This is a genomic window from Corynebacterium ulceribovis DSM 45146, from assembly GCF_000372445.1.
Taxonomy (GTDB): Bacteria; Actinomycetota; Actinomycetes; order Mycobacteriales; family Mycobacteriaceae; genus Corynebacterium; species Corynebacterium ulceribovis.
This window is the reverse complement of the sequence record NZ_AQUY01000002.1, coordinates 172,509-188,016: the sequence shown is the minus strand read 5'-3', so window position 1 is coordinate 188,016 and position 15,508 is coordinate 172,509. Positions and strand designations below refer to the sequence as shown.

Annotated in this window: 17 protein-coding genes; all 17 read right to left on the bottom strand. The window is 58.2% G+C overall.

Annotation, left to right across the window (positions count from 1 at the left end):
- Positions 1 to 10: 10 nt before the first annotated feature.
- The 17 genes from A3EC_RS0106475 to A3EC_RS12455 all read right to left on the bottom strand — a co-directional run bounded on the left by A3EC_RS0106475 (position 11) and on the right by A3EC_RS12455 (position 15,499).
- The gene (locus A3EC_RS0106475) at positions 11 to 1,174 is read right to left on the bottom strand and encodes a hypothetical protein (protein WP_018024369.1); all 1,164 of its coding nucleotides are present in this window, start codon (positions 1,172 to 1,174) and stop codon (positions 11 to 13) included.
- Complete coding sequence (locus tag A3EC_RS0106470; protein ID WP_018024368.1) at positions 1,171 to 2,055, bottom strand: hypothetical protein; 885 nt, start codon at positions 2,053 to 2,055, stop codon at positions 1,171 to 1,173. The genes A3EC_RS0106475 and A3EC_RS0106470 overlap by 4 nt, the downstream gene beginning before the upstream one ends.
- On the bottom strand, positions 2,049 to 2,798 hold the full coding sequence (locus A3EC_RS0106465; RefSeq protein ID WP_040428245.1) for a hypothetical protein: 750 nt from the start codon (positions 2,796 to 2,798) through the stop codon (positions 2,049 to 2,051). Before A3EC_RS0106465 ends, A3EC_RS0106470 begins: the two co-directional genes overlap by 7 nt.
- Positions 2,791 to 8,736 carry a tape measure protein gene (locus A3EC_RS11635; RefSeq protein WP_018024366.1) on the bottom strand — a complete coding sequence of 1,982 codons (5,946 nt, stop codon included), beginning with the start codon at positions 8,734 to 8,736 and terminating at the stop codon, positions 2,791 to 2,793. The genes A3EC_RS0106465 and A3EC_RS11635 overlap by 8 nt, the downstream gene beginning before the upstream one ends.
- A 16-nt stretch (positions 8,737 to 8,752) precedes the next feature.
- Complete coding sequence (locus A3EC_RS0106455; protein ID WP_018024365.1) at positions 8,753 to 9,322, bottom strand: hypothetical protein; 570 nt, start codon at positions 9,320 to 9,322, stop codon at positions 8,753 to 8,755.
- 53 nt (positions 9,323 to 9,375) lie between these two features.
- A complete protein-coding gene (locus A3EC_RS0106450) occupies positions 9,376 to 9,654 on the bottom strand; it encodes a hypothetical protein (RefSeq protein WP_018024364.1) in 279 nt (92 codons plus the stop codon).
- Positions 9,655 to 9,758: 104 nt separating this feature from the next.
- Entirely contained in the window at positions 9,759 to 10,370 is a 612-nt protein-coding gene (locus tag A3EC_RS11630; RefSeq protein WP_018024363.1) for a phage tail tube protein, read from the bottom strand.
- A 43-nt stretch (positions 10,371 to 10,413) separates the two neighbouring features.
- Positions 10,414 to 10,770, bottom strand: coding sequence for a hypothetical protein (locus A3EC_RS0106440; protein WP_018024362.1), 357 nt, complete (start codon positions 10,768 to 10,770; stop codon positions 10,414 to 10,416).
- Positions 10,770 to 11,012, bottom strand: coding sequence for a hypothetical protein (locus tag A3EC_RS0106435; protein ID WP_051061021.1), 243 nt, complete (start codon positions 11,010 to 11,012; stop codon positions 10,770 to 10,772). The genes A3EC_RS0106440 and A3EC_RS0106435 overlap by 1 nt, the downstream gene beginning before the upstream one ends.
- Before the next feature lies 1 nt (position 11,013).
- Positions 11,014 to 11,184 carry a hypothetical protein gene (locus A3EC_RS12935; RefSeq protein WP_018024360.1) on the bottom strand — a complete coding sequence of 57 codons (171 nt, stop codon included), beginning with the start codon at positions 11,182 to 11,184 and terminating at the stop codon, positions 11,014 to 11,016.
- 3 nt (positions 11,185 to 11,187) lie between these two features.
- Entirely contained in the window at positions 11,188 to 11,535 is a 348-nt protein-coding gene (locus tag A3EC_RS0106425) for a hypothetical protein (RefSeq protein WP_018024359.1), read from the bottom strand.
- A complete protein-coding gene (locus A3EC_RS0106420) occupies positions 11,532 to 12,005 on the bottom strand; it encodes a hypothetical protein (protein ID WP_018024358.1) in 474 nt (157 codons plus the stop codon). The genes A3EC_RS0106425 and A3EC_RS0106420 overlap by 4 nt, the downstream gene beginning before the upstream one ends.
- A gap of 14 nt (positions 12,006 to 12,019) precedes the next feature.
- Entirely contained in the window at positions 12,020 to 12,205 is a 186-nt protein-coding gene (locus tag A3EC_RS0106415; protein ID WP_018024357.1) for a DUF7302 family protein, read from the bottom strand.
- On the bottom strand, positions 12,192 to 13,124 hold the full coding sequence (locus A3EC_RS0106410; RefSeq protein WP_018024356.1) for a phage major capsid protein: 933 nt from the start codon (positions 13,122 to 13,124) through the stop codon (positions 12,192 to 12,194). The genes A3EC_RS0106415 and A3EC_RS0106410 overlap by 14 nt, the downstream gene beginning before the upstream one ends.
- A 49-nt stretch (positions 13,125 to 13,173) precedes the next feature.
- Positions 13,174 to 13,713 carry a hypothetical protein gene (locus A3EC_RS12460; RefSeq protein ID WP_018024355.1) on the bottom strand — a complete coding sequence of 180 codons (540 nt, stop codon included), beginning with the start codon at positions 13,711 to 13,713 and terminating at the stop codon, positions 13,174 to 13,176.
- A gap of 197 nt (positions 13,714 to 13,910) precedes the next feature.
- On the bottom strand, positions 13,911 to 14,267 hold the full coding sequence (locus A3EC_RS11620; RefSeq protein ID WP_018024354.1) for a hypothetical protein: 357 nt from the start codon (positions 14,265 to 14,267) through the stop codon (positions 13,911 to 13,913).
- Positions 14,264 to 15,499 (bottom strand): VG15 protein, encoded by a 1,236-nt coding sequence (locus A3EC_RS12455; protein WP_018024353.1) that lies wholly within the window; start codon positions 15,497 to 15,499, stop codon positions 14,264 to 14,266. The genes A3EC_RS11620 and A3EC_RS12455 overlap by 4 nt, the downstream gene beginning before the upstream one ends.
- Positions 15,500 to 15,508: the final 9 nt, after the last annotated feature.

Here is a 15,508-nt window from a genome sequence, read left to right as displayed (position 1 = left end):
TGCCTCCTTTCTATCCTTCGCCCTCCGGCTCCGGTTCCGGATCAATTTCAATGTCCCCGATTTCAAAGCTCCCGCCGCGGTGGACCTGGTACCAGAGGGTGGCCCCGACCACAGTCCCGGACGGCACAACGAACGTATGGGAATAGTCCTCCGTGAACTCGATCTGATAGGCGACCACGCTGCCTCCGCTGTAGCGGACATTGAGCAACCCTGTGCCTTGCCAGCTCGACCTCGCCTGAATCTTGAGCCGTCGGCGCCAGCTCGGCATATCAAGCCGCACATAATCATCCGCGGCCCACTTGTCCTGCTTCGCCGAAATCATGCGAACAGACTCCCGACCAATGACCTGCTGAATGTCATTCAAAGCCGCGATGTAGCGGCGATTGAGCTCAATCTGACGTGACTGCATCTGGTCCAACTCATCTTTGGCTGCGCGCCACTGCTCCAGTGACTGCTCCGCTTTGCGGTCAGCCTCCAAAGCGCGGGTGTCCGCCACTTGCGCATCAAGTGCCGCGCCAGCTGCAGCCTCCACAGCACCATCGGCCACCGTCTTTGCTTCACGCGCCCTGGACTCGACCCGCTCCACATCCCGCAGACGCTGCCGACGCTCAGCCCACACAGACCGCTCCAACTCCGCGTTCGCCCGACGCCGCCCCGCATCATCACTGACCAGCTGCCCACCGACAGTCACAGACCAGTCAATCACCGCCCCAGCCTGCGTCACCGCCTCAATCGCCGTGACCGGCAACGGCAAAACCCGATCCCAGACCACAACGTCGACCATCTTGCCGACCCAGAAGTCTTTGCCGGGGACAGCACCACGCAGCCCAGCGCGGGTGATGTCCCGCTCAATGACTGCCTCCTCCGCCGTCTGCTCCAACGCCGCATCCAGAATCGCTTCCGCATTGCTGTGGCCGGTGTGTGGCACTTGGTCACCATGCTCATCGAATTCTGCGGCAGTGATCGTGATGTCAGCACGGACAAAACGGCGCCCCATCCGACCAGCATCACCAGCAAGCCGTGACACAAAGCCATGCTCACGGTCATCTGCCAGTGTGGGGCGCTGGTCCTCTGGCACAGAATCAGGCCAATCGACTTTCCACTCACCGAATGCAATCGCCGCGAGCCGTCGCACAATCGTCAGCTCACCAGCAGTCGCATAGAGCCTGGTCATTTCGTCACCTCCACCGTCACCAACTGGATGGGAAAGTCTGCGCTGGCCTCAACGAAGATGTCCGGGTCGCGGAAAACCCGGAAGCGAAAGTCGCCGTCGCCTGGCCACCACAAGTCCACGTGAATCGTCAGACCCGCTGCATGTGCAGGCGCGGCGATGGTCTCCCACACCGTGTCATCGCTCGTCCGGATGAGCAGCTCATCCGACTCGTCCACCTCATCGGGCCAATGCACCACCATGTGTGGCCGCTCCCGCCACCCCATCAGATCATTGACCGCATCAAGAGAATCCTGAATCAGCGTGCGCACCACCGTCACCGCGGGGCCACGGACGGTGTAGCCGTCCACGGCGGTGCCGAACTCCACCCGAGCCAATTCCCGGCTCGTGGCATATTTTTGCCCCGACGCATCCGTATCCCACTCGGTGAATTTCGCGCGGCCCCACTCCGCCGGAATGGACGGGCACGGCCACATCGTCAGACCCTCAATCAGATCCACCCCGTGAATCGTCAACTGTGACGGCCCCGATACGCCAGCAGCGACCGTGTGCGTAACCGTATAGGCCACACGCCGGTCTGGGCGCTGAACAACCAGCAAGCGAGCTTTCTCCCCCGCAAGAGTCAACTGACCATCCTCTAACGGCGCGGACAGCCCGTCACCAATGAGTTCAGCCACCAGCGGCGAAGAAGGCTCCACCGCGACAGTGGCCTCGACTGATGCTGTGTCCCCGCGAATCTCTGGGGCGGAGAGCGCCACCACTGGGGTGATGTCCGCAATCGGCCAGCCCTCTTCATCACACACGCCGACCCACTGGCCATGCGTGGCCACCACATGATCAATGTGCCTTTTGTAGTCCGGAAAGCGTTGTTCAGGGGTCACCATGGCGACAGCACCCCCACGTTCCAAATCACAGTTGCACCTTCTGGCACCAGAATTGTGGCCGACTGCCCCGGTGGAATCAGCTCACCAAAAGGAGCCACCGTTGCAGTGAGCTCTTCATCCACAGCGCCGCCCGGCCCGTGCACCATCGACGCGGTCTGAGAGTCCATCGAAATGAACCGCGGCTGCTCGGTCGGCGGCAACTGCAGGCGCGCGCCTGATTCCAGAACCATCGTCCCGCCGTCACCCTCCCACCGAATGGTCGGGGCGATGTCCACATCACCAAAATTCATGATGGTCACCTCCCCGTCACCCTCCTGCGGATGCAGCCACACGCCACCGTCAGCGACGACACTCACCGGGATGCGACTGCCCAGACGAATCTTCGACGACGGCCACGGCAACGCCGCCGCCAAACGTGCCGGCAGCACAAACAAGGAATCGTCGATAGTCAGCCGCAGGGCACTAGGCACCCGCGTTGACCACGCCGCAAAGAAACGGCCATAGGCGTCTGCATCCGCCAGCACAGCAGTGAACGAGCCCGCGAGCGGATGCACTGCCCTATCCTCCGGACGGAACACAGCCCCAGGAACCCCCGGGACTAGCTCCGCGGAATCCTCAAAGCTGCCCACCAGCCCCTCAAGCGTCTCGCCCTCAATGAAAGCGACCGCATAGCGACGGTGCGGGGAAATCAAATCAAAAGAATCCCCCGACGGAGAGACAAGCTCAAGCCTGACACTAGGCACCGGCAACCACCTTCTTTCCAGCCACCACATCCGACGCCGATGCCGATGGCTTCTCCAGCTTCTGAACACGAATGTCCAGCTCCGACTGCGCCTTGTTCATCTGGTCAATCAACCCCTGCACTTCCTCCGCGCTGTAGGAGGTCTTGTTTGCCGGCATGTTGATGTTCATTACTGCCGGAGTTTTCGCGGCCTGCCCCAGCGCCGTCGATGAATCAGACTGGAACGCAGCCAGTGCCGCCAGTGCTTCCCTGACACCTTCATCGTTTTCGCGCCAGTACTCAGCCCACGTTTTTTCCGAATCCTGCTTCGCTGTCAGTTGCGCCAACAGGGTCTCCAACGGGAACAGAGCCTGCGCCTGGTCCACCTCAGCTTGCTTGCGGTCCAAATCTTGCTTCGCCAGCTCATTGGCATGACGAGCATCAATCAGCGACTGCTCAAACCGGGCACGATCCAGCGCACGCGCCGCATCACCAAGAGAAGAGTTCTTGATCATGTCGGCGACCTTGTCACTGGCACCAAAGAACCCCATGAAGCCCGCAGACCGCTCAATTCGCTTGACCTCTGCCAGCTGATCCGGACTGAACTGCTTGAATTCATCCATCGCCGCCAGCTGCGCCAGCTCCTGGTCAATCTGCCGGATTCGCTTCGACGCCGCAGGCATCGACGTGAACCAGTTCACGGGGTTTATCCAGGTGCCGATGTGCGCGTTGTCCGCTTTCAGCTTCGCCTTTTCCGCCAGCAGGCTGGTGTACCTGCTTCCGATCGTCGCTTCGACCGAATTGAATCCGAACGCGGTCCCGCTCATCGCCGCGAGCTTTTCCGCAGCAATGCCCAGTGACGTAGTCGCCGACACCAGGTCATGGACAGCACGCTGATGCTGGAACGTCGCTTTGAGCACGTTGATCTGGGCTTGCTTCTCAGCAATCTGCCGACCAATCTGCGCCGCCTGCAGCTCCGCAAACAGCGCCCGCGACTCATCCGACCATTCCGCCATGTCATCCAAAGCAGAGTCAATGCCATTGCGCAGACTCCACCGCCACCGGTCCAACGTCAAAGACAAGTCCCGGTAGTTCGACATCGCGGCACGAGCATCCGCCTTCCGCTGCGCAGCAAACTTCTTCTCAATATCCGCAACAGTCTTCGCAGCCTCAAGCTGCGCCCTGACCCCATCAAACTGAGCCAGACGGATCCCACGGAGCGAATCCATCACCTGAAGTTTCGCGGCAGCAGCTTCCACACCGAGCACCGACACCTGATCACGAAGCGCATCAGTCATCGACACCAGCTCTGACACCGACTGCATCATCGACGCCATGGCCTGCGAGACCTGCGAGCGTGCCTGCATCACAGCGCCGACAATCTTGTCCGCCAGCCGCAGCCCCAGGTCAACAACCTCAATCGCCATCGCAATTTCAGCATGACCCGCGGCTGCTGCCACCTGCGCCACAGTTTGACGGGCATCAGCCAGGTCAGCTTCTGCCTTCAGCAGGTTTTCCGCCGCCTGCATCGCCGTGTCCGACTGCTTGACCCCCGCTTTCTCCTGCTCGGCAGCAATATCCTCACGAACCCGAGCAAGTTTAAGCTCAGCCTTCGCGACCTTATCCGCGTTGACCTCGCCCTTCTTGTTCGGCTTCTTCGCATCCTCGACAGCTTTCAATGCGTCATCAAGCTTGCGCTGCTGCTTGACAGTCAGCTCAGTGCTATCCGACATCGCCGCGGCATACTCAGCCCGCGCCTCCGCCAGATTCTTCTCGGCCTGCTTGAGCCCGTCCGCGGCATCGACCTGGGCGACGAAGCTGCGCTCCATCTCCTCATATGCACCGACACTGCCCTTGAACAGTCCAGTGAACTCACCGAAGCCCAGACGCTCGCCGTAGGCCAAAGCGTCCGAAGCCGTGAAGCTCTTGACTGCGGCGGCGATGTTGTTCGTCGCCTGCGCAGCCATGCGCTGCGCTGCAGCAGACATACCCAGCTTATTCGCCACATCTGCCAGCACCGGCGGCAGCTTGTCGAAGCTCTTGGTATTCGTCGGGTTCAGCACACGCTCCGGCTTCACGGTGTCTTTGAGCAGGAAACCCTTGCCCTGTGCGATGCCTCCCGAGTCGAAGGCTCCCTTACGCCAGCGCGCCAGCTGCTCACGCCAACGGCGCTTCTTCTGCACCTCCGAGAAAACCTGCGATGCCTCACCCCACTCAATCGACGGGGCTGAGGACACCGAGACGCCCGGCGCGGTGGAGTTTCCATCTGCATCTTGGCTGGTTGCTCCGCCGGTAGAGGCGTATGCGTACTTGTCCAGAAGTTGCTGAGCTGTTGCCATTTGAGTGGCGTAGCGCCCTGGGAACGCGCTTACCTGCACCTTCTGGGCTGCTGCACCTGGATCCATCGACCGATAGTCGAACGACTTGAGCTTGTTGAAGAACATGCCGGCGCTGTCATATGGGGTCATTCGTTGTTTGACGGTGCCCCATGCCCCATTGTCGCGCTGCTGAAAAAGGCCAACGCTGTCGTGGTCTGAGCCGACCGCGTCGTGGCGGTATTTGAGTGACTCGGGTACCGCCCGGTTGGCGTACATTTTCAGCGGGTTGCCGGATTCAACCAGTGCGGTGGCCACGCCGATTTTCGCGGCGAGTCCGTCCAGGGACATGTCTCGTGCCTTGCGGGCGATTTCGCCGACGAAGAATGGTGGGCCCCACGTGGCACCCTTTCCGCCGGTGTTATTGCCTCGGCCTGTTGATTCCTTCAACGGTGCTGCAATTGCCCAGTGGACGTGGTTGCGGTGCTGACTATTGGTTGGCTCGCCATAGTTCAGTGGCTTGGTGTTCTTCAGGTTCTGCCAGCCATTGAGCGGCCAGTGAATCAGTTCCAAGGTCTGGTCGGCGTAATTCTTGTAGATGTCGCGGGCCATCGCCTGCATCTCCGGCGTCGTGTCATAGCCGTTGGAGAAGTCCACAGCTTTCCCGGCGCCGTGGTGGTCCGGGGTGTTGCGGTAGGTCGAGGTGACTTGCAGGCTTGGGTGCTTGCGCTTGGCCCAGGCCGTCATTGACTCGACGATGCCGCCGTTGGCGAACGCTTGACCAACTGGGGCGAACGCACGGTGGCCGGCACCGCCGATGTGCTCTCCGTTCTTGCCGAGCAGAGTCAGGCCGAAGCGGCGGGCAATTTCACCCATGATTGCAACCGAGCGGGTCCGCTTGCCCGGTGCCAATGGAATGTAACCCTCGCCGCCGGTTTCCGGTTCTGCCCACACACGGAAAGGGGTCGAACCGGAGCCAGCGCGGGCAATCATTGCTTGGTGGTTTTCGCTCACGCCGCCGTTGGCGAAGAAGAAGCCGCCGTCAGCGAATGGAAGGAATCGTTCCAGAGAATCTGGCACCAGCGATTTGATGGCGTCAACAATCCAGCCGGTGGCGGACTTGATGCCGTCGGCCAGGCCGCGAATGATGTTGCGGCCGGCATCCTTTAGCCAGTTTGCGGCGCCGGAGAATGCGGACTTAATCTTCCCTGGCATTGACTGAATCTTTTTGATGAACTCGTCGAATTTCTTCTTCGAGCCATCGACGAACCCAGAGATGCCGCGCTTGATGACGTTGATTCCGGACTGGATGCCGCTCTTCAGACCGTCCCAGGCTTTAAGGACGTTGTCCTTAATGGCTGTCCAGGTGCGTACTGCCAGGTTCTTCACGAAGTCCCAGCCGAACTGGATGGCGTTCTGAATGACCGTCCAGATGGTGGTGATGGAGGTTTTCAATCCGTTCCATGCGCCAACGATGACTGCGACGATGCCGTTCCACACGGCCTGTGCCGCAGTCTTAATCCCGTTCCAAGCAGTGGTCAGAATCAGCGTCCAGCCCTGCACCGTTCGCGTGAAGAACGCGACCAGCCCATTCCACACTGCGGTGATGACCGACACGATGCCATTCCATGCGGCTTGCGCGGCAGACTTGATACCGCCCCAGAGGCCAGTGAAGAAGTCCACCAGGCCCTGCCACACAGTTGTTGCCGTTGCGACGACGCCATCCCAGATGGCGGTGACCGTGGACACGACCGCGTCCCATGCCTCCTGGGTTTTGGTCTTGATGCTTTCCCACAGCCCGGTGAAGAACTCGCCCAGGCCTTTCCAGATGGCCTTTGCGGTGCTGACGACCGATTCCCATGCACTCTTTAGCCAATTCATGAACTGGCCCCAGACACGCTTGCCGGTCTCGGTCTGCGTGAAAAAGTACACGAGCCCAGCTGTGATAAGTGCGAGGCCCGTGACGATCGCACCAACCGGATTCGCGGCAATTGCCGCGCCTAGAGCCTTCATGCCCTTGGCAGCAAGCCCCAGTCCCCTCGTCACACCAGAGACCAGAACCTTACCTAGGACTCGACCAGCGGTGGTCATAGCTTTAAAGCCCTTCGCCGCACCAGAGGTCAACACCTTGCCTAGTTTGCTTGCGACATCAGACACCTTCTTGCTGGCGTTTCTCATCCCGAGCAGACCATGGAACGTCTTCTGCGCCGCCCCGCCCATCTTGGCAATCAGTGGATTCGCGGACTTAGCGCCCGCTGCCATGCGCATAATCGCACCGCCGATACCACCACCGCCTTTGAGAGCACCACCGGCGAACTTCGCGGCGCCACCAAAAGTCTTCACAGCCTTCGCACCTGTCAGCAGCGGACCACTAATACGCTTCACTGCCATGAATCCCAAGATTCCGGTCAGCAGCTTCTGAGTCGGTTCCGGGTTCTCCGACGTGACCTTGGCGAGCTTATTCAACGCTGGCACCAGCACATTCGAAATGAGCGGAGCCGCCGCATTCATAACGTCAGCCAGCATCTGCCAAGTCGAAATGCTTAGAGACGCAGACGCCTTCGACAAGGACTTCACCAGCTCCGAAATAGACGGCCACGCTTCCTTCGCAGACTCGGCAATGCCCTTCAGCGCATCACCCATCTTCGACAGTGGGCCATCATCTGGCCCATCCGTGATGGTCTTCGCCAAAAAGTCAGCAAACTTCCCTGCCGCCTCACCCGCGGCGGGTGCAATCTTGGTTTCCAGAGTGGTGCCTAGTTTCTCCATCGCAGGAGTCAGTGCATTACCCAAACGCTCAGTTGCCGGTTCAATCGCCTTGCCCATGATGTCCACAGATTTGCCGACAGACCCAAAAAGTGCAGGCGACGCCTTGAACACCGGCGCGAGCAGCTTCTCACCGAACCGCCCGAGAGCGCTGTTCATGTTTGCGAAAGCGCCCTTAAACGTTTCACCGGTCTTCTGGGCAGCGCCACCCAGGTGCTTCTCCATCGCCTCCTGGAAGTCCTCAAGGGACACCTGGCCCTTGGACACTTGACTGCGCATCTCCTCAATGGACACTCCCAGGTGCTTCGCGATAGCTGCACCTGCACCAGTGGCACGGTCATCAAGCTGCGCCAGCGTCTCACCGGTCACTTTCCCGGCGCCGGCGACCTTCGCCATGATGGAAGAAATATCATCCATATTCGTGCCAGCCTGCGCTGCAATATCTGCTGTCAGCTTCATGCTTCGGTCAAGGTCAGCACCAATCTTGACGCCAACTGCCGTCAGCTTCGCTGCCGAGCCTGCGGCCTCATCAAGCCCGAAGGCAGTGCCAGTCACAGACTTCGAGACCGACTCCATGACAGACGTGAGCCGCGTACCCTCAATGCCCAGACCACGCATCTTCGCCTGCGCCTGGTCCAAGGCATCGAGACGCTTAAAGCCCTTCGCCATCGCCGATGCCAACACACCACCAGCGGCCACACCTGCACCCGCTGCACCAATCTTCAGCGTCTTGCTGACGGCACCAGACAGCTTCGACCCGATGGAGGTGCCCGACTTGGAAGCGTTACCTTCCGCGTCCCTCAAAGCCTTTTTGATGCCCGGCGCGATTTTGGAGGTTTCCGGGATAATGGAAATCCATGCGTTTGCGATTTGAGCCATGATGGGCCTCCTTTGGTTAGCGCGCTGCTCGGATGATGCGTCCTACTGTGGACGCGGATACTCCGTGCTTGGCAGCGAGTTGCTTGTAGGTGGTGGTGCCGGTGTTGTACTCGGCGATGATTAGCTCATTGCGGCTATATGGTTCGGCTGTTGGTTCTTGTTCTTGTGGGTTGGTGGTCCAGCCCAGCCATTCGTTGAGTTCGTCGATTGGGGTGGCTTCGCCTCGGAATACGCCGCCGGTTCCGTTTTCATCGAATGGGTCCCGGTCATCGACCGCTGGTGTTGATTCAGCCGTAGCGGAGCTGTCATCCGTGCCACTGTTGTCTTGCTTGTAGCCGTCAACGCCAGGGCGAGGGAGCGGCTTCGGCTTGTTTGATTTGTCACCACCGAGCTGCCAGGAGATGCCGGCCAGGGCATCGAAAATGGTGGCCTGCAGCTGCTCCTGTAATCCCCAGGTGTGAGTGTCTGGGTCGAGGTGGCGCACGGTAGCGGAGTGCGCCGGTGATTGGTTCACGATGGTGAGCAGATCCATGAAGGTGAAGTCGTGAACACCATCGCCGACCCAGCGCAGGCGAAACCCGAGCACGAGCAGGTCGTACTCGAGGGCTTGCCTGAACTTGTGGTCTTCATCGAGCGCCTCTAGGAGGCTGCTGATTCCCCCAGCTTAGATTCCTCCATCCACCCTTCCATGAACTTCATGTAATCACGACCGGACAACTCATCAATCTGGTCGAGAGTCTTTTCATCGAGGTTTGCGTACTCAAAGAGAACATCGTCATCGGCGTCAGTTGGGCTGCCAGCTTCCTTCATGAGCTGCTTAATCTTCTTGATGTGCTTGCGCTTGATTGCATCAAGGTAAAATGGGACGACGATTTCGACGCCGTCAGCGGTGGTGAAGTGGAACTTTTCGAGTGCCATGGTTGGGAGACCTTTCAAGTCGGTGTGAGTGAAGAGTGTGGGGAGACATTGGTTGAGTGGCCCTGGGGTGTCTCCCGAACCCCAGGGCCATCAGCGGTCAGCTGTTAGGAGTCGTCGCTGCTTGGGGCAGTAGATGCCTCCTCGCGGTCGATGTACTGGTAGCACTTGTTGCCTTCGTCATCGGTGTAGCACTCGATTTCGAGTTCGTACTTGATGACGTCGTTGCGGACGTACTTGACGTCGCCGACGTTGGTGACCTGGCCGTCTGGTGCGAATACTCGAATCTTCGACTTCGGGCCGCCCTTGATGTCGAACTGCCATGAGTAGTGCGGCAGGTCATCGGCGTTGTCGGCGACCTTAATCTTCTTTCCGTCAGCGTCGATGGTGACGTTGTCGGTGCCGAAGATGGCCTTCAGCAGTGCCGCGTTTGCGGCTTCCATGACGGTCAGCTTGAGCATGACCGAGTGGTCAGAGGTCAGGACGATGATGGTGTCGCCGTTGTGGTCCTTAATCTTCTCGGTCGAGCGGTCCACGGTCTTAGTGATGCCATCCTCGGACACGTAACCAACTGCTGCCTGATTCAGGTCAGTCACTTCAGTGGTTGCGTCCTTCGGCACCTGCGCGCCCTTGGCGACGTCACCAATCTGGGCACCACCAGATGCCTTCACATCAGGTGCACCAACAAGAACATTGGAACGATTGCGCATATCAGCCATGATGTTTTGCCTCCTTTAGGCATAAGAAAAGGCCCTAGCCCGGTTAGCTAGTGGCCATGTAAATGAGTGCGGTGATTTGCCACCGCTGTATCTCGGGTAAGTCCGGGTCTTGGAAGTCCACCGGACCGTCAATCTCCTCCGAGCCAAATGCCCGGTCGTGACACATGTCGAAGTCTTCCAACTGCCTGCGCAGCTGGTCGGACAGCTCCAACACTTCTTCAAGGTCTTGCCCGTAGACCTGCACCATCACCCGGCACCGCTGGTGCACAGGCGACAGCACCCTCGGCGCTGCCTGGTCCACACGCACGAACAAAGGCGGTCGTTCCATCGGCACCTTCGACACAACCGGAACATCCGTCACCAGACGGCACGCATGCTGAACCAGCTCATTCGGAGTCATCACGACCCCAACGCCTTAAACAGCGCATTGTGCTTACGGCTATGCCGACGAGCCTTAATGCTGTCCGTGTACACAATCCCACGGAAACGCGTTTTGCCTTGGGCAACAGACCAGCCATAGCCATCAGGCAGGTTGTTCCTCACTCGGCGAGTTTCCTGGGTTACTAGGTCTTGCACCCACCCGGCACGTCGAATCTCCTCGAAGCCTTTCAGGCGCCACTTCTTGATTCGGATGAGCTTCACATCAGGCACCATCCATCTCAAACGAAGCCCACACGCCTGCTGCATACCCAGCGGACACGGTCATGCCGGAAGTATCAGCAAGAATCAGCAGAGCTCCGGTATCAGTGACTTCACATGCTGGGCAGTCATGCTCGATAGGGTCATCTTGCAGTGCAGTGACGACTCGAATCATTGTTTATCCCTTCACCAGTTTCAGTTGTATCGACTCCAAACCCGGTTCAAGCCAGCCGACCGGGCCATTGTCAAAGTTCCCGATATGTGTGACCTCAAACCTGTCGCTGTCGATAATCACCTGGTCAGTTAGTTCAATCGCGCCGCTAGGAGCTAGCAACGTCACATCCCAAATGACACGACCTGCGTGCTCTGCGGTGACTTGCTCCTCTATCGTCGGCGATGCCCAGCCAAACACCTTCTGTTCAACCGGGGCGGCGAAAGAGACCGTGGCATCATTAAATCGGCTCTTGCCTGTGCTGCTGCGCCTGGCAACCAGCACTGTCCTCGTCAGCGGAAACTTTGACATCATCGCAATGGCCCCCGTCCCGCGTTCACCACTGAACCGCACGTGCACCGCTGCTCCGGAGCGCCAAAACACGTTGAGCATTCGGGCGCATGCCGCATCACATCAACCACGGGGACCGTATCAACAGCGAAGGCACCCGAATTTTGCTTGCAGAGTTTCTGCAGCTCCATGACCTCAGACGGGAAGAACAGCGACCTACGCGCCTGGCGTGTGTCGTAACTCAACGTCTGCGAAAACGGCCCAGCTGTTGCCTGTTCCGAGGACAATGCCCCCGAGCCAGACTCAGCCCACCGCAGAATCGCACCACGGATAATGGCCGCAGCCGCATTCTGGAATGCGAAATCATCGTCCATGATGCACGGGGCGACCTTCGAAGCCAGCGCCATGCCGTCACGGATCAGGACCTTCACCATGTCTCGGTCAAGGTCCTTGTTGAACAGGAGGATTTCGTCAATATCGATTTCAAATGACATGACAGCCTCCTTAGCTATTCGTCAGCGACGGGCTCCTGGTCGGACGGTACCGATTCAGGCGATGTCTTCTTCACGGCTGCAGGTTTCTTACGACCAGCGGCCTTCACTTCCTGCCAACCACCAGAAGCGACCAGCGAAGCACCAGAGTCATCAGGAACAGTGACCACGGTGCCTGTCGCCTTGTTCTTAAGGTGCTTCATCGGTGCTCAATTCATAGGCAACGAACGCATTCTTATCCAGGATTGCCCAACCGAAGATGACCTCTGTCAGGAATGCCACAGCGTTACGGCGTTGCAGGTCACCGTTGCCGAATGGGTCGCCGTACTCAATCTTCTTCAAGGAGATGTCCAGCGCGCGACCGAATCGCAGTGAATTCCAGTCGCCGCCGAAAGCACGCACCTTCGTGTCCGCAGACGCATCCATCTGACCGGAAACCGACCGAGAGACAGCCACCGGCATGCCCGCATAAGACGTGACAGAACCACCCATCGGAATTTCTGGGTTCAGTCGGCGCCCTTCCTTATCGCGAGCATTCGCAATCAGACCCACGTGACGAGGGTCCATCGCGAAGCCCGTGAAATCGTGCGGTTTATCCGCATCGACAAGGATGTTGTAGCCATCCCACAGTTCAGCGTCCGCCTTTTCCGGCAGCCCAGACAGCTTCACTCGCTTTTCGGTCTGGTTAATGAACTCTGGGCTACCAGATAGGTTCTTTCCGTCCGATGCCTGCCGACCGTGGAAAATCGCCAGGTCAATCTGGCGGGCCAGAGCGTCCGACAGTTCACCGGACATCAAATCCAGCACATTCGCCGGATTCGAGTGCAGAGTCTCCATTGTGAACTCCAGGCCCACAACCGCCTTAATCGGCTTGATGGACTTCGCACCCACTTCGAGCTGAGAATCAGCCTTATCCTGGCCTTCACCGACAATGGATGCCGATGGGCGCTTCGTCAGCACCGGAATAATGTTCTCACCCAGGATTACAGGGTGAGACTTCGCCAAGGAAGGCACAACAGACTGGGCAGTTGCAGCCTTCCAGATTTCATTCGAGACACTTCGGGGCAGAAGACCAGAGCCGCCTTCACCCTTCAGAATCGATTCATTTGTCAGAGTCGCCATGTCAGACGTCTCCTTTCTCCACCCGCTCACCGGGTGGCTAGATTGTTACCTACAGGCCAAGGATTTGCCTTGCCCGCGCATCGGGGTCGACGCCACCTGATTCACGGCCCACAGCCTTAACCACTGGAAGACGTGGCTTGCTCTTTTCCTCCAGCTTTTTGCCCACAAACGCCGCCAACGCTGACGCCATTGACTCCATAGCTTCCGCATCCGCACCGGTAACGAGTTCCGCTGGCAAACCGTGCTTCGCCGCAATCTGCAGACGCTCAGCTTCAAGTTCACCGGCCTGCTTTTCTGCCTCCAGGGCAGCAATACGCTCCTGCGCCTTCTGCAGCTCAGATTTGCCGGCTTCTTCCAACTCCCGTGCCTTGTCCGCAAGCGGGCGCAGTTCATTACGCTCCACCCGGTACTTGGCCGCTTGTCGACGAGACTTCGCCAGCGCAGCAAGAAGGTCCTCCCGAGTCATCTCCGGTTTATCTCCCGCAGCGTCTCCAGCTACCTGCTCGTCCTTGTGCTCGTCCTGGTGGTCATCATCCTGGTTCTGTTCGTCGTGTGTTGGAACTTCTTGTGTGCTGTCTTCTGTGGGCATGGTGTTTTCTCCTCCTGGGAAACTGTCTTGTGACATGGCAAAACCCCACGTCCGCGACGAGCAGAACTGTGGGGTTTCGCAGCAGCCGAACCGGGAATCGAACCCGATACTTACCCAACCAGGCGGCTCAAAATTGGAATAAAAATACCTCCTTCCGGCAATTTTGGGGAAGGAGGCAGACTAACTAAGACGCGTAACTATACAGCATACGGGTCGTACTGAATTGGAGGATTGTTTCCACGTGCTCGATATAAGTAGGAACGGTCAAAATCAATCAAAGCTGACTCAGCGTCGTCCCAGTCCAACCGGAGCTCCCAGTCTGTGTGTTCGCATAGCTGACCAAAAAGCTTGGCAAAACGCTCAAGTGGTTCTCCATCCAGAGCGTCAGTAGCGACTGATGCGATGACTTCATCTTGAGGAGTCAGGAAAACTGATGGTCGCCTGAATTCTCCGAATGGTAGCTTGAGCCCTGGCAGAAGCGAATTAACCACAGCTTTGACTTCCTCAAAACTCTCTGGGCCTGCCACAATGTCGATTGTCGGATAAATACTCATCCAGCCCCTCCCTCCCATAGGAAAGTAAAATCACGACCTATGATTACTATCCGCTCAAGCCTATCACCGTAATCGCGGACTGCATTCTTCCCGGACCGCAATACTTCATTCCGCTGAAGCTCCGAATCACGAACGTCGAAAATCAGCATTGCCGATTGTTCCGCCCCTTTTTTAGCATTCTTTTGAATCCCTTTAGCTGCACGTATCGTCTTAATATCGGCAGTTAAGCCCTCAACCGCGATGTCCGGTGTCTTACTGAAATCTTCCGGCAGCGAAGGAACGGCTTCACTAGCTAAGCCTACTCTTCGAACTTCCGATGCCCCATTGCCTTTAATCCAATCAATCACGCGTTCTTCAGAGTCGTAAATTCTTTGCTCCTGTTTTGTCCGCACGGTTGAAGCCAATGTGGACGGAGTCCCAAACAAGTGGTGCTTGTCCAATTCTTCGACACTTTTCACCCCAGGATGCAGACCGCGATTGTTCTTGGGCACATCACTGAACCTCACAGCATCGCGAGGAACCCAATCAGGCGTCTTGTTCTTGTACCTGATCAACGACTCCTGGAATTGACGGTCCGTTGGAGTCGCTCCCAGCTTCTTCCCCGTCGAATCCCACAATTGCTTCAGCTCACGATTAATCCGCGGCAAGGACGCATCATCCTTCACCTCAATCGCCACACATCGGCAATTATCGTGATACCGATTTGCTGACTCCACAGCTTCACGTGAATACGCAGCCCCACGGGACGCCAACATCAAGCAAAAGCTACACGCGCCAGGTTCCGGCACGCGCGCATAGCCCGTCCCTGCAGCAATAATCGCATTCGCATGCGTATCGTGTGCCGGCTGCGCAACCAAACGGTTAAGCACGCCCGAAAGCTTTCCTTGCGCTTCACCTAAATCTTCTGGGTCAAAATCCTCACGGTACTTCGCAGTCGCCCAGTTAAACCCAGCAGCCGCCTTCTCATAAGCCACTGGTTCAGCAATTGCCGGAAACTCCAATTGCGACAGAGACTCATCCAAAGAGCGCTTTAGAAACAGGTTCTCTGCAGCCATTAACGCTGCTTGTTCTCCGTATGCGCTCTGAATTGCGTGAAATGCCTCACGGAGCGTGTCCATTCGCACTGGAGGAGATAACCGGCTGGTGTTAGCCCACCAGTCCGCCAAATCCTGCTGCGCCAGCATCCGAAGGTGGTCCAACGTCAGTGCATACCCCGGAAAGTCATCACTCATGGCCAACCT

Bases quoted from the DNA above. Each gene is read 5' to 3' on its own strand.
- A3EC_RS11620 (WP_018024354.1), bottom strand. From the start codon at position 14,267: ATGAGTATTTATCCGACAATCGACATTGTGGCAGGCCCAGAGAGTTTT.
- A3EC_RS0106475 (WP_018024369.1), bottom strand. From the start codon at position 1,174: ATGACCAGGCTCTATGCGACTGCTGGTGAGCTGACGATTGTGCGACGG.
- A3EC_RS12935 (WP_018024360.1), bottom strand. From the start codon at position 11,184: ATGATTCGAGTCGTCACTGCACTGCAAGATGACCCTATCGAGCATGAC.
- A3EC_RS0106440 (WP_018024362.1), bottom strand. From the start codon at position 10,770: ATGACTCCGAATGAGCTGGTTCAGCATGCGTGCCGTCTGGTGACGGAT.
- A3EC_RS0106420 (WP_018024358.1), bottom strand. From the start codon at position 12,005: ATGTCATTTGAAATCGATATTGACGAAATCCTCCTGTTCAACAAGGAC.
- A3EC_RS0106450 (WP_018024364.1), bottom strand. From the start codon at position 9,654: ATGGCACTCGAAAAGTTCCACTTCACCACCGCTGACGGCGTCGAAATC.
- A3EC_RS0106425 (WP_018024359.1), bottom strand. From the start codon at position 11,535: ATGATGTCAAAGTTTCCGCTGACGAGGACAGTGCTGGTTGCCAGGCGC.
- A3EC_RS12455 (WP_018024353.1), bottom strand. From the start codon at position 15,499: ATGAGTGATGACTTTCCGGGGTATGCACTGACGTTGGACCACCTTCGG.
- A3EC_RS11635 (WP_018024366.1), bottom strand. From the start codon at position 8,736: ATGGCTCAAATCGCAAACGCATGGATTTCCATTATCCCGGAAACCTCC.
- A3EC_RS11630 (WP_018024363.1), bottom strand. From the start codon at position 10,370: ATGGCTGATATGCGCAATCGTTCCAATGTTCTTGTTGGTGCACCTGAT.
- A3EC_RS0106470 (WP_018024368.1), bottom strand. From the start codon at position 2,055: ATGGTGACCCCTGAACAACGCTTTCCGGACTACAAAAGGCACATTGAT.
- A3EC_RS0106410 (WP_018024356.1), bottom strand. From the start codon at position 13,124: ATGGCGACTCTGACAAATGAATCGATTCTGAAGGGTGAAGGCGGCTCT.
- A3EC_RS12460 (WP_018024355.1), bottom strand. From the start codon at position 13,713: ATGCCCACAGAAGACAGCACACAAGAAGTTCCAACACACGACGAACAG.
- A3EC_RS0106415 (WP_018024357.1), bottom strand. From the start codon at position 12,205: ATGAAGCACCTTAAGAACAAGGCGACAGGCACCGTGGTCACTGTTCCT.